At 69.8% G+C, this 13,145-nt stretch carries 11 protein-coding genes; 1 reads left to right on the top strand and 10 read right to left on the bottom strand.

Annotated elements, in window-relative coordinates; genetic code table 11:
* Positions 1 to 15: 15 nt before the first annotated feature.
* The 6 genes from argF to U9978_RS18155 all read right to left on the bottom strand — a co-directional run bounded on the left by argF (position 16) and on the right by U9978_RS18155 (position 6,828).
* Positions 16 to 999, bottom strand: a complete 984-nt coding sequence (gene argF / locus U9978_RS18180; protein ID WP_322762329.1) for an ornithine carbamoyltransferase — start codon at positions 997 to 999, stop codon at positions 16 to 18.
* Between the two features lie 300 nt (positions 1,000 to 1,299).
* Complete coding sequence (locus U9978_RS18175) at positions 1,300 to 2,511, bottom strand: acetylornithine transaminase (RefSeq protein ID WP_322762328.1); 1,212 nt, start codon at positions 2,509 to 2,511, stop codon at positions 1,300 to 1,302.
* Complete coding sequence (gene argB / locus U9978_RS18170; protein ID WP_322755777.1) at positions 2,508 to 3,455, bottom strand: acetylglutamate kinase; 948 nt, start codon at positions 3,453 to 3,455, stop codon at positions 2,508 to 2,510. The genes U9978_RS18175 and argB overlap by 4 nt, the downstream gene beginning before the upstream one ends.
* Positions 3,452 to 4,603 carry a bifunctional glutamate N-acetyltransferase/amino-acid acetyltransferase ArgJ gene (gene argJ, locus U9978_RS18165; protein WP_322762327.1) on the bottom strand — a complete coding sequence of 384 codons (1,152 nt, stop codon included), beginning with the start codon at positions 4,601 to 4,603 and terminating at the stop codon, positions 3,452 to 3,454. The genes argB and argJ overlap by 4 nt, the downstream gene beginning before the upstream one ends.
* A gap of 157 nt (positions 4,604 to 4,760) precedes the next feature.
* Positions 4,761 to 5,789 carry an N-acetyl-gamma-glutamyl-phosphate reductase gene (gene argC / locus U9978_RS18160; protein ID WP_322762337.1) on the bottom strand — a complete coding sequence of 343 codons (1,029 nt, stop codon included), beginning with the start codon at positions 5,787 to 5,789 and terminating at the stop codon, positions 4,761 to 4,763.
* Between the two features lie 181 nt (positions 5,790 to 5,970).
* Positions 5,971 to 6,828 (bottom strand): SDR family oxidoreductase, encoded by an 858-nt coding sequence (locus U9978_RS18155; RefSeq protein WP_322762326.1) that lies wholly within the window; start codon positions 6,826 to 6,828, stop codon positions 5,971 to 5,973.
* Between the two features lie 142 nt (positions 6,829 to 6,970).
* Between U9978_RS18155 and U9978_RS18150 the strand changes: the two genes are divergently transcribed.
* Positions 6,971 to 7,384 carry a winged helix-turn-helix transcriptional regulator gene (locus U9978_RS18150; RefSeq protein WP_416211029.1) on the top strand — a complete coding sequence of 138 codons (414 nt, stop codon included), beginning with the start codon at positions 6,971 to 6,973 and terminating at the stop codon, positions 7,382 to 7,384.
* 264 nt (positions 7,385 to 7,648) lie between these two features.
* Here U9978_RS18150 and pheT read toward each other — a convergent pair whose 3' ends face one another.
* The 4 genes from pheT to U9978_RS18130 all read right to left on the bottom strand — a co-directional run.
* Positions 7,649 to 10,264, bottom strand: coding sequence for a phenylalanine--tRNA ligase subunit beta (gene pheT / locus U9978_RS18145; RefSeq protein ID WP_322762324.1), 2,616 nt, complete (start codon positions 10,262 to 10,264; stop codon positions 7,649 to 7,651).
* 2 nt (positions 10,265 to 10,266) lie between these two features.
* The gene (pheS, locus tag U9978_RS18140) at positions 10,267 to 11,301 is read right to left on the bottom strand and encodes a phenylalanine--tRNA ligase subunit alpha (protein WP_322762336.1); all 1,035 of its coding nucleotides are present in this window, start codon (positions 11,299 to 11,301) and stop codon (positions 10,267 to 10,269) included.
* A gap of 318 nt (positions 11,302 to 11,619) precedes the next feature.
* Positions 11,620 to 12,687 (bottom strand): ATP-binding protein, encoded by a 1,068-nt coding sequence (locus U9978_RS18135; protein ID WP_416211028.1) that lies wholly within the window; start codon positions 12,685 to 12,687, stop codon positions 11,620 to 11,622.
* An 89-nt stretch (positions 12,688 to 12,776) separates the two neighbouring features.
* The coding region (locus tag U9978_RS18130) for an RNA methyltransferase (protein ID WP_322762323.1) at positions 12,777 to 13,145 on the bottom strand (369 nt) is incomplete at its 5' end.

Genomic DNA, 13,145 nt, shown 5'->3' with positions numbered 1-13,145 from the left:
ACAGTCATGAGGCGGTCACGGGGTGACCTCGGCAGCCAGCACCCGCGGGGACGACCGCGAGATCGGATCAGTCCGTTCCAGCAGAAACGCCAGCAACGCCTTCTGGGCATGCAGCCGGTTCTCGGCCTGGTCGAGGACGACCGACCGGGGTCCGTCGAGGACGGAACCGGTGATCTCGAGGCCGCGGTGCGCCGGCAGGCAGTGCATGACGATCGCGTCAGCACCGGCCGCCTCCACCACCTTCTCATCGAGCTGATACGGCTGAAAGACCAACGACCGGCTGTCCGCCTCGGCGTCCTGTCCCATCGAGGCCCAGACGTCGGTATAGAGCACATCAGCGCCCGACGCGGCCGCCAGCGCATCGTGTGTCACGCTCACCGCACCACCGGTCACCAAGCCGATCCGGGCCGCCTGGCGCAACACCTGCTCGAAGGGCTCGTACCCGGGCGGCGAGGCCACCCGCACCCGCATACCGGCAAGGGCACCGGCCAGGACCAGCGAATGCGCGACGTTGTTGCCGTCCCCGAAATAGGCCAGGGTCAGCCCGGCCAGACTGCCCCGACGCTCCCGGATCGTCTGCAGGTCGGCAAGCGCCTGACAGGGGTGCGCATGATCGGAAAGCGCGTTGACCACAGGCACCGAGGCCGCCGCCGCCATCCGCTCCAACCGGTCCTGCGCGAACGTCCGCACCACGATGGCGTCGACATACCGGCTGAAGACCGCGGCCGTGTCCTCGATGGATTCGCCCCTGCCGAGCTGGGTGGTAGCCGCATCGACGACCACGCAGTGCCCACCGAGCTCAGCCACGGCCACGTCGAAGGACATCCGGGTACGGGTCGACGGTTTCTCGAAGAGCAACGCCACGGAGCGGCCGGCAAGTGGGCCGGGCTCGGTGCTCCGCACCCGACGGGTCGCCTTGATGTGGTCGGCCGCGTCGAGGATGGCGGACTGTTCGCCCGGCGTCAGGTCGGTGTCCAGCAGAAAGTGTCGGATGGTCATGAGGTGGCCTCTCTGCCCTGCGGGACACCCGCACCCGGTCGGCCGGGGCATGCGCAAAAAGCGTCGCACGCCCCAACCTCCATCGCGAGCATCGCAGCGAGCGCCAGCGAGCAAGGCGCGCAGCGGCGGAGGACACCGGGATACACCGTCATGAGGTGGCCTCTCTGCCCTGCGGGACACCCGCACCCGGTCGGCCGGGGCATGCGCAAAAAGCGTCGCACGCCCCAACCTCCATCGCGAGCATCGCAGCGAGCGCCAGCGAGCAGGGCGCGCAGCAGCGGAGGACACCGGGATACACCGTCATGCGCAGACCTTAGAGTGTTCGGCAGACTGTTCGGCGGCGGTCAGCGCAGCCGCACCGATCGCGGGCAGTGCCGCGACGAACCTACCGGCCTCCGCGGCCGAGAGCAGCAACGGCGGAGCGAGCCGTACCGCGTCCGCACAGACCGCGTTGACCAGGAAGCCCGCGTCGCGGGCGGCGGTTTCGACGGCACCGGCGAAGGGCGAGTCCAACTCGATCGCCAGCCACAGGCCACGACCACGGACCCCCACCACGCCCGGTACGCCGGCGCCGAGGATCCCGTCGGTCAGGACACGCCCGACCTCCACCGCGTTGGCGATCAACCCGTCCCGCTCGATGGTGGCGAGCACCGCGAGCGCGGCCGCGCAGACGATCGGTCCGCCGCCGAACGTGCTGCCGTGATCACCTGGACGCAGGAGATGGCCGGCCGGGCCGAACCCGACACAGGCCCCGATGGGCAGGCCGCCCCCGAGTCCCTTGGCCAGGGTCAGGACATCGGGGACAACCGCCTCGCTCTGGTGCAGGAACCAGGTTCCGGCCCGGCCGATGCCACTTTGGATCTCGTCCAGGACGAGCAGGGCTCCCGTGCGGTCACAGATGTCGCGGGCCGCCCGCAGATACCCCGCCGGCGGCGGGATCACACCGGCTTCACCCAGTGTCGGTTCCAGGAAGACCGCGGCGGTGCGATCGTCGACCGCCGCCTCCAGCGCGGCGACGTCGCCATAGGGCACAAAGCGCGTGCCCGGCAGCAACGGCTCGAACGGCGCCCGCTTGGAGGGCTGGCCGGTAATCGACAGCGCACCGAGGGTCCGTCCGTGGAAAGATCCCTCCGCCGCGACGATCTCACTCCGGCCGGTCCGGCGCGAAATCTTGATGGCAGTCTCGTTCGCCTCCGCGCCCGAGTTGCAGAAGAACACCCGGCCGTCGACGCCGAGCAGTTCCAACAGCCGCTCGGCAAGGGCGATCTGCGGCTCGTTCACATACAGGTTGGAAACATGGCCGAGGCGTCCGACCTGATCGCACACGGCTGCCTGCACGGCGGGGTGGCAGTGGCCCAGGACGCTGACGGCGACCCCGGCGAGCAGGTCGAGATATTCGCGCCCGTCCGCGTCCCACACCCGGGTCCCGGCGCCGCGTTCCAGCGCGATCGGCGGGCGGCCGTAAGCTGCCATGATCACAGCGTCCCGACGGTTGAGCAGCTCAGCGTTCATGGGGCTCCTCCCACGGTGATCGCGGATGCGGTGTCAGGCGTGATCAGTGTCCCGATCCCGTCATCGGTGAAAACTTCCAGCAGGACGGCGTGTGCCACCCGGCCGTCGAGGACGTGCGCCTGTGGCACGCCACCGTGCACGGCCCGCAGGCACGCCTCCATCTTCGGAATCATTCCGGTGGTCAGCGTGGGCAGAAGGTCCGCGAGCTCCGCGGCGGTCAGTTCGCTGATCACCTCGTCGCTGCACGGCCAGTCTGCGTACAGACCCTCGACGTCGGTGAGGATGACCAGCTTCGCCGCGCCGATCGCGGCAGCCAGTGCGGCGGCGGCGAGGTCTGCGTTGACGTTGTACACGCCGCCGTCGATCCCACGGGCGACGGTCGCGACCACCGGGACCTTACCGGAGTCCAACAACGCGATCAGGGTCTCGGGGGCGACCTCGACCACGTCCCCGACCAGGCCGATGTCGACCTCGCTGCCATCCACGACGGCCGGCTTGCGCCGCGCGATGAGCAGGTTGGCGTCCTCGCCGGACAGACCCACCGCGAACGGACCGTGGCTGTTGACCAGACCCACCACATCCCGGTTGACCTGACCGACCAGGACCATCCGGACGATCTCCATGGTCTCCGGGGTGGTTACCCGCAGTCCACCGGCGAACACTGACTCGACACCGAGACGGGCCAGGTGAGCAGTGATCTGTGGCCCGCCCCCGTGGACCACGACCACCCGAAGGCCCGCGTACCGCAGGAACACGACATCCGCGGCGAACGCCTCGCGCAGCGCCGGGTCGCTCATCGCATGGCCGCCATATTTGATCACGATGGTGGAACCGTGGAAACGCGACAGCCAGGGCAGCGCCTCGATCAACACCGTGGTCTTGGCCAGTGCGGCATGCCCCCGGGCCAGTGCCGGGGGCCGATCCGCCGCCGGTGCAGTGGTCATGTCGAGTACGCCGAGTTCTCGTGAACGTAACCATCAGTAAGATCGTTCGTCCAGACAGTCAGCTCCGTGGCGCCGGCATGCAGATCTATCTGGATGGAGACCGCCCGGCCGGTCAGGTCGACGAGGTCACGCGGCTGGCCCGGCGCACCGGCCCGGCACACCCACACGCCGTTGATCGCGACATCCAACGCGTCTGGTTCGAAGACGGCACGGGTGGTGCCGACCGCCGCGAGCACCCGGCCCCAGTTCGGATCGTTACCGTAGAGCGCACACTTGAGCAGGTTGCAGCGCGCCACCGCCCGGCCGACCGCCAGGGCGTCGTCCTCACCGGCCGCCCCCGTAACGGTGATCGCAATCGTCTTGGTCGAGCCCTCAGCGTCGGCGAGCAGCTGCCCGGCGAGGTCGGCACAGGTGTCGGTCACCAGGCCCCCGAGCGTGTCCGCGGACAGCCCCACCCCGGACGCGCCGCTCGCCAGCAGCAGCACCGTGTCGTTGGTCGACATGCATCCGTCGGAATCCACCCGCTCGAAGGTGGTGCGACACGCGTCCCGCAGTAACCGGTCGGCGGTGGCCGGGTCGACGACCGCGTCGGTGGTCACCACCACGAGCATCGTGGCGAGCGCCGGCGCGAGCATCGCGGCGCCCTTGGCCATCCCGCCGACGGTCACCCCGCCCGCCGCGCGCACAGCCTGTTTACTGACGGTGTCCGTCGTACAGATCGCCTCGGCCGCGGCCGTCCCGCCGGCGGCCGACACCTCGGCCACCGCCTTGGTCACACCGGGTAGCAGCAGATCCATGGGGAGCCGCGTCCCGATCAGACCGGTCGAACACACGGCGACCTCGCCCGCTCCCAGCCCCAGCAGGCCGGCGGTGTGCTCGGCGGTGCGGTGCGTGTCGGTGAAGCCCGCTGGCCCTGTACACGCGTTGGCGCCACCGGAATTCAGGACGACCGCCCGCAGCCGGCCGTCCGCAATCACCTGGCGTGACCAGAGGACGGGCGCCGCCTGCACCCGGTTGCCGGTGAAGACGCCCGCGGCCGCATCCGTCGGACCGTCGTTGACGACAACCGCGACATCCAGGCGGCCCGATGGTTTGAGCCCGGCCGCTACGCCTGCGGCCCGGAACCCCCCCGGGGCGGTCACGCTCATGGCTCTACACCCATGGTCGTTCCTCCTACGTCGGTATGAACTACGTCGGTATGAAAAACCAATGTCAGCAGGGCTGAATGTGGATGGCCAGATCCCTGCTACGGATCCCGACTGCGTGCAGCGCGATCTGCATGCAGCGCGATCTGCGTGCAGCGAGTTATGGAGCGATACCCGATGAGGTCAGGCCGCTGGCCTCCGCCACGCCGAGCATGAGGTTCGCGCACTGCAGCGCCTGACCTGCGGCGCCCTTGCACAGGTTGTCGATGGCGGCGACGACCACGGCCCGGCCGGCCTCGTGGTCGGCGGTGACCTGCAGGTGGACGGTGTTACCGCCCAGCGTCGCCGCCGTGCGGGGCCACCGTCCCGGCGGCAGGACCCGGACGAACGGCTCGCCCGCGTAGGCCGCGACAAGCGCATCGCGCAGCGCGTCGGTGGTGACCGCGGAGTCCAGACGCGCAGTGCAGGTTGCGAGGATGCCGCGCGGCATCGGCGCCAGCACCGTCGTGAACGACATGGACACCGGCGCGTCCACCAGGCCGCGAAGCGCCTGCAGGATCTCCGGGCGGTGCTGGTGGTTGCCGACCCGGTAGGCGGTCACGTCGTTCATGACCTCGCTGCCGAGCAGGTGGGCCTTGAGCGACCGCCCGGCGCCCGACGTGCCGCTGGCCGCCACCACGACGAGGTCCTCGGTGTCGACCAAGCCCGCGGCCAGCAGCGGCGCGAGGGCGAGCGTGGTCGCGGTCGGATAACACCCCGGTGCCGCAACCCGGGTGCTGGCCCGAACGGCCGCCCGAGCGCCGGGCAGTTCCGGCATCCCGTACGTCCAGGCACCCGCGTGTTCGCCGCCGTAGGCCAGGCGCCAGGCGTCGGAGTCGGCGAGCCGGTGGTCCGCACCCAGGTCGACCACGCGCACGCCGGCCGGCAGCGTCGCCGCGACAGCGCCGGACGCGCCGTGTGGGAGCGCGAGGAACACGATGTCGGCTTCGACACCGGCAAGGGCGGAGGTATCTGCGAAGACCCGGCCGGCGAGATCCGGCAGGTGCGGATGGACCGCTGCGACGTCCTGCCCGGCCGACGAACCCGCCGCCACCAAGCCGAGCTCGATCTCCGGATGCCCGAGCAGCAGTCGCAGCAGTTCGCCGCCCGCATAGCCACTCGCCCCTGCCACCGCCGCTGTCATCCCCATGACTGAAAACTTATACACACACCATCATGGTCATGCAATGGCCCGATGAACATCCTCGGGTCTCAAATCAGTTATAACGGCTGAAAATAATCGCAAACGATGTGAATCCACTGCTGCGTAGACAACAGTCAATTCACATCGTTGCGGCGGGCGGAAGGCTCCACGCGAAACGGATGGTCGGTCAGGCCTTCAGCGCAGTGGCAACCGCCTCGGCCAGTGTGGTGGTGGGACGGCCGATGAGCCGGCCCAGATCACCACTGTCGGTGAACAGCTCGCCCCGCCCGATACCAAGATCGGAGTCGGCCAGCAGGCCCGCGAAAGCCTCGGGCAGGCCCGCACCGACCAGCGCCTTGGTGTATTCCTCGACCGGCAGATCGACATAGACGACCGGCTTGCCCGACTGGGCTGCAACCTCGGCGGCCAGCTCTGCCACGGTGAACGGCTGGTCGCCGCCCAGTTCGTACACCGCACCTGCGTGCTCACCGCCGGTCAGCACAGCCGCCGCGGCGGCGGCGAAGTCTGCACGGGTGGCCCCGGAGATGCGACCCTCGCCGGCCGCGCCCAGGATCGCACCGTGCTGGAAGGCCGGCGCGAGGTTCTCGGTGTAGTTCTCGAGGTACCAGCCGTTACGCAGAAGCACGGACGCCAGGCCGCAGGCGCGGAGGATGTCCTCGGTGGCCTTGTGCTCGGCGGCCAGCGCAAGACCGGATGTCTGCGCGGACAGCACGCTGGTGTAGGCGATCAGGGAAACCCCTGCCTGGACGGCGGCGTCCACCACGTTGCGGTGCTGTGCCGCCCGCTGGCCGATCTCGCTGGAGGAGACCAGTAGCAGTTTGTCGGTACCGGCGAACGCGGTGGCCAGCGTCTCGGGCTTGGTGTAGTCCGCCTCGCGTACCTGCACGCCGCGCTCGGCCAGATCCGCGGCCTTGTGCGGGCTGCGGACCGCGGCGACGATCTGGTCGGCGGGCACGCCGCCCCTGAGCAACTCCTCCACGACGAGCCGGCCGAGGTGTCCGGTGGCGCCGGTAACAGTGATCATGTGTGCTCCCTGGGTTCGTCAGAGTCGGACTGAATAGGTGCTCCCGACAGAATGTACTAACTTTTAGGAAGCACCAACGACAGGTGGGTACGGTTACATCCACCTGTACGGTGTACGACGGTACAGTGGTCAAATGGCCAGGATGATCCCGACGGCCGCCCCCGTCGACCCCACGGACCCCACGGACCCCACGGACGACCTGGTCGCCGACGTCTTCGCCCGCGCCTGCCCGTCCCGCCGGACCCTGGAGCACATCACCGGTAAATGGGGCGGTCTAGCCCTGATCGCGCTGACCGAGGACACCTACCGGTTCAACGCGCTGCGCCGCCGCGTCGACGGGGTCAGCGAGAAGATGCTCGCTCAGACCCTGCACGCACTGGAACGCGACGGCCTGGTCCGCCGCGAGGTCCAGACCAGCATCCCGCCACACGTGCAGTACAGCCTGACTCCGCTGGGCAGCCGCGTCGCGGCGAAACTCCGCGAACTGATCGACCTCGTCGAGGCCGAGATGCCAACCGTCATCGCCGCCCAGGAACGCTACGACCGGTCCAGGTAGCCCGGGTAGCCCACCCGGACAGCAGGCCGTAACCGTCCCGAGACGGAACGGACGCGCACGCCGAACAGCTGGTCGCCACCGTGGCCGGTCGGCGTCTGGCCGCCGCGGTCGACTGGCGGGCCGTCGACCGACGAACAGTGCCCGCCCGCTCGTGGCGGTATGGGCACCGTTCATCGGAACGCGGGTGCTCGGCCGCCATCGCTCGTGACCGGTCTGCACCAGACCGTCGCGACCACCGATCGGATGACCACCAATCGGGTTCAGTCAGCTACGCAGGGTCGCTCCGGTCACCCGGGCGGCCTCGGCGACCGCCGCGTCCCGCGCCGTGTTCGCCTCGTCGGCCGTGAGCGTGCGGTCCCCCGCCCGCAGCCGTAGGCCGAAGGCGAGCGACCGTTTTCCGCCGCCGATCTGGGACCCTTCGTAGACGTCGAACAGAGTCAGTGTCTCGAGCAGGTCACCGGCGCCCGACCGCAACGCCTCGGTGACCCGGGCCACGGTGACCTCCGCCGCGACGACGAGCGCGATGTCGCGATCAGCGGGCGGATAGGTGGACACCACGGGCGCGGTCACCGGCGGACGCCTCGACGCGATCTCGACCAGCGCGTCGAGATCAAGCTCCATCGCGCAGGTCCGGGCCGGCAGGCCGTAGGCAGCGATCACCCGGGGATGCAGTTCCCCGGCGTACCCGATGATGCGGCCGGCGGACGGACCTACCGCGACCGGACCCACCGCGGCCGGATCGGCCACCGTCAGCCGCGCGCACCGGCCGGGGTGCCACGGCATCACCGTGTCCGCCGCCACCGCCACGTCCAGACCGGTCGCACCCGCTACGGTGTGCGCGGCTGCGACCGCGTCCTGCCAGCTCACCGGTTGCCCCGGTCCCCACCAGCCGGCCGGTTCCCGCAGGCCGGTCAGGACGACGGCCACCAGCCTGGGCTGGTCGGGCAGGGCTGCGTTCAGCGCGGCGATCTCGTCGTCACCCGGCCGGTGGTCGACCGCGGGCGTCGGCGGCGTGGCGGCGGCAACCGACCGGAACACCAACCCCGTCTCGAACAAGGCCAGGTTGGGCTGGCCCCGGCCGATGTTGCGAACGGCCGCGGCGAAGAGTCCGGGTAGCAGGGTGGTGCGCAGGTTGGCGGCGTCCTCGGCGATCGGGTTTGCGATCCGGACCACCGCGGCGCGCGGGTCGTCCTCGTCGAGCCCGAGCCTGGCCGGCGTGTCATCACTGACGAAGGGGACGGTGAGGACCTCGATGTAGCCCTGGCTGGCGAGGGCCGCGTCGACCGCACGGCGCAGCCGCTGGCCCTGAGTCAGGCCCCGGCCGGCGGGCAGCCGCGGGAGCGTCACCGCAATGGTGTCGTAGCCCTCCAGCCGGATGACCTCCTCGACGAGGTCCGCGGGCCGGGTGAGGTCACCCCGCCAGGACGGTGGGGTGACCTCAAGCAGCTCCGTGTGCCCACCATCGAGACCATCGAGACCGTCCGGGCGATCCGGGCCGGGAACCTCAGCGACCAGACAACCGACCTCGACCAGCCGCCGCCGGACGACATCGGACGGGTAGGGACGGCCGCCGAGCCGGGCGGTCTCGCCGACGGGGAACAGGATGGTCGGCGCCGGCCGCCGATGGTCGATGTCGGTCACCCCGGCCTCGGCCGTAGCGCCGGCGAGCTCGGTGAGGAGCCGGACCGCGGTCTGCGCGGCCACCGGCGCGAGCGCCGGATCGACGCCACGTTCGAACCGGCGGGACGCCTCCGAGCTGAGCTGGTGGCGTCGGGCCGTGCGGGCGACCGCAATCGGGTCGAAATGGGCCGCCTCAATCAGGATCTCGGTGGTGTCGGCCGAGATCTCGGTGGACGCGCCACCCATCACTCCGGCCAATGCCACCGCCCCGGAGTCGTCCGCGATCACGAGATCTTCGGGGTCGAGTTCGCGTTTGACACCGTCGAGGGTGACCAGCCGTTCGCCCTCGCGGGCCCGGCGGACCACGATCGGGCCGGACAGCTTCGCCCGGTCGAAGGCGTGCAGCGGCTGCCCCAGCCCCAACATGATCACATTGGTGATGTCCACCGGCACCGAGACCGGCCGCATGCCCGAGAGCGTGAGGCGGCGGGCAAGCCGCAACGGCGTCTGCGCACCCGGGGAGACCCCGCGCACGACCCGGGCGACGTAGCGGGTACAGGCATCGGGGTCCGCCACCACGACCGGGTACCCGACCGTGGCCGGTACGCCACTGCGCTCACCAGCGCCGACGCCGGCGCCGCTGCGGTCATGACCGCCGGCGTCGGTGCCACCGGCAACCACAGCGGCAGGATCATGGAACGTCAGCCCGAACGCGGTCGCCACCTCCCGGGCGATCCCGCGGACCGACAGGCCGTAACCCCGGTCCGGGGTGACAGCTATGTCAAGGACGTCGTCGGCGAGATCCAGCAGCTCGGCGACGTCCACGCCCAGCGGGGTGTCAGGCGGCAGCACCAGGATGCCGTCATGATCGTCGCCGATGCCCAGCTCATGGAGCGAACAGATCATCCCGTCGCTGATCTTCCCATAGGTCTTACGCGAGGTGATGGTGAAGCCGCCTGGCAGCACCGCGCCGGGCAACGCCACCGCCACCCGGTCGCCGACCTCGAAGTTGAACGCCCCGCAGATCACCCCGCGGGTACCGGTCTGCGACACCGCGACATCCACCCAGCGCACGTTTTTCTTCTTGGTCTCGACGACCTCGATCGAGACGACCTCGCCGACGACGACACCGGCGAGGTCGTGACCGACGGACTCGACGGACTCCACCTCGAAACCGGCCCTGATCAGCGCCTCGGCGACCGCCTTCGCCGGTGGCAGGCCGTCGACGGCCTCCCGCAGCCACGACATGAGAATTTTCATGGTCAACTCACCGTCCCGAACAGCCGACCGAAACGGATGTCACCGTCGACGAAGTCGCGGATCTCATGGACGTTGTGGCGGATCATCGCGGCACGTTCCAAACCCATTCCGAATGCGAACCCGCTGTAGCGGGACGGGTCAACGCCGCAGGCGACGAGCACGTTCGGGTCGACCATCCCGCAGCCGCCGATCTCGATCCAGCCCTCGTCGGAGCACACCCGGCACGGCTGGCGGGCCGCCTCGCCACGGCAGGCGAAGCAGGCGACATCGAGCTCCGCCGACGGCTCGGTGAACGGGAAGTAGTGCGGCCGCAGTCGCGTCGACAGACCCGAACCGAACAGGGCCTGCGCGAACACATCCAGCGTGCCCCGCAGGTCGGCCATGGTGATGCCCTCATCGACCGCAAGGCCCTCGAGCTGACCGAATACGGGCGAGTGCGTGGCGTCGACGGCATCGTTGCGATACGTCCGTCCCGGACACACGACGTATACCGGCAGCGGACGCGACAGCAGCGCGCGGATCTGCACCGGCGAGGTATGCGTGCGCAACAGCAGCCCGCTGCCCATCGGGTCGACGTAAAGGGTGTCATGAGAACTGCGCGCAGGATGATCGGGGCCGAGGTTCAGCGCCTCGAAGTTGAACCAGTCGTGCTCGACCTCGGGCCCCTCGGCGACCTCGTAACCCATCGCCACGAATACGTCCACCAGGTAGTCGGACAGCTTCGTGATCGGATGCCGCGCTCCCAGCGGAGCGCGGTTCACCGGGACGGTGACGTCGACCCGCTCCTCGACGAGGACCCAGGCGTCCCGCTCGGCGGTGAGCTCGGCGAGCCGTGTCTCGTACAGTGCCCGAACGGAGGCTGCGGCATCGTTGTGCCGGCGCCCGGCCGCGGCACGGTCCGCCTGCGCCAAGGCGCCGAGCACCCGGCGCGCCAGCGCCAGCGGAGCGGAGCGGCCATCCACATGCGAGGTGCGGACGGCGGCGAGCTCGTCGAGATCGCCTGCGGCGGCGATCGCCTCGGACGCCTGCGCGCACATCCTGGCGAGCCGGTCGGGATCGAGCTGGTCCGGACCGGTCGGGCCGCGGTCGGTCGGGCCGCGGTCGGTCGGGCCGCGGTCGGTCGGGCCGCGGTCAGCATGGTTCGAGTCAGCGCTCGGTGGGGACGGGGACACGCTGGTCATCCTCATTGAGGTCGTTGATGGTCGAACCGACCATCAGGTGGGATCCCGACCGGTACCCGCCACAAACGGGCGGACACGCAGACCGGGTGCGGATGCGGGCCGGGGCGCCCACCGGGTTGCGACTTCGCTCCAGGTGATCAAACTCCAGATGATCAGAATCCTGGCGATCAGGCCTCAGGCGAAGACGGGTGCGCCGGCGGGCACCACGAATCGAAACTCGGCGCCACCACCCGGCGCCCGCCCAACCATGATCGTCCCGCCATGCGCCTCGATGAGCGCCCTGGCGATGTAGAGCCCGAGTCCTGTTCCGTTACCGCGGGTCGCGCCGCGCCAGAACTTCGCGAAAACCCGGGACGCACTCGCCTCGGGCACACCCTCGCCCTCGTCCGCCACGGTCACCTCGGCCCCGGTCGGCGTGCCGCGCATGACGATGGTGACGGTACCCGCACCGTGGCGCAGCGCGTTGTCGACAAGATTGTGCAGCACCTGTTCGATCTTGTCGGAGTCCAGCCACATCTCCGGCAGTTTACCGTCAGTGAACACCGCGAACCGGTCATGAGTGGCCTCCCCGGCCGCGACCTTGCCGTCCACGACCCGGCGCAGCGTCAGATCGAGATCCACGATCTGCTTGCGCATCTGGATCCGACCGGAATCGATGCGCGACACATCGAGCACCTCGGCGAGCAGTCGGGTGACCCGGTCCGCATCGGTGTTGACGGTGTTGAGCATGAGCTTCTTCTGCTCTTCGGTGAACCGGTCCCACTTCGCCAACAGCGTGGCCGTGAACCCCTTCACGCTCGTCAGCGGTGACCGCAGTTCGTGCGCGACCGTGGACACCAGGTCGGCGCGGTTGCGCTCCAGCCGCTCCCGACTTGCCGTGTCCCGCAGGGACAACGCAACCTGCACCAGCTGTCCCTCGACGCGGACATAACGGACAGTCACGTTAAGATCACGTTCACACTGGGAGCCGGCGAACGTGAGTCGACGCTCGGGCTGACCGGTCACCCGCGGCAGGTTGCGGCTCACCCGCGAACACTCCCACCAGTCGTTGCCCCGCTCGTCGAGCAATGGCAGGACGTCGGTGAGCTGACGGCCCACAGCGGTGGTCGCCGCGACACCGGTGATCTTGACGGCTGCGGCGTTGAACACCTGCACCCGCCCGTCCGCGTCCACCACCACGATCCCGTCCGGGAGATCGTCCCAGGACACCGGTGGCACGGTGGGTGCCTCGTGGCACGGCATCCCATCCGCCCGCTGCCCGGGACCGGTCAGTAGCTCCCCGTCCGCCGGTGGATTGCGAGCTTGGTCGGGAGCCGACGTGACCGTGTGTGTCACAGCCGTCCACCTCCCCCGGCGCCTGGAGCGCCGGACCCGAACCTCGCCTGTGCGCGCGCTGACGCGTACAGGCAGATCGCCGTCGCCACCGCAAGATTCAGCGACTCGGCCTGACCGTACACCGGCACCCGAAGTGCCGCGTCCGCGGACACCACGCCGGCACGGGGGAGACCATGTGCCTCGTTACCGAACAACCACGCGGTGGGCACGTCGAGTTCCCCCGCGTCCGCCGCGGCGTCGAGATCCCGCGGCGCGAGCGGGCTCGTCGCCACGATGCGGCAGCCGTGGTCCCGCAGCTGGCGGACCGCGTCATCGAGACCGATGTCGGTCACCACCGGTAGGTGAAAGATGCTGCCCGCGGACGC

Origin of the sequence: Protofrankia sp. Cr2 (assembly GCF_963555885.1) — a bacterium.
Lineage (GTDB): Bacteria > Actinomycetota > Actinomycetes > Frankiales > Frankiaceae > Protofrankia.
The sequence above is the reverse complement of the archived record's forward strand: the minus strand, read 5'-3'. Positions and strand labels throughout refer to the sequence as shown.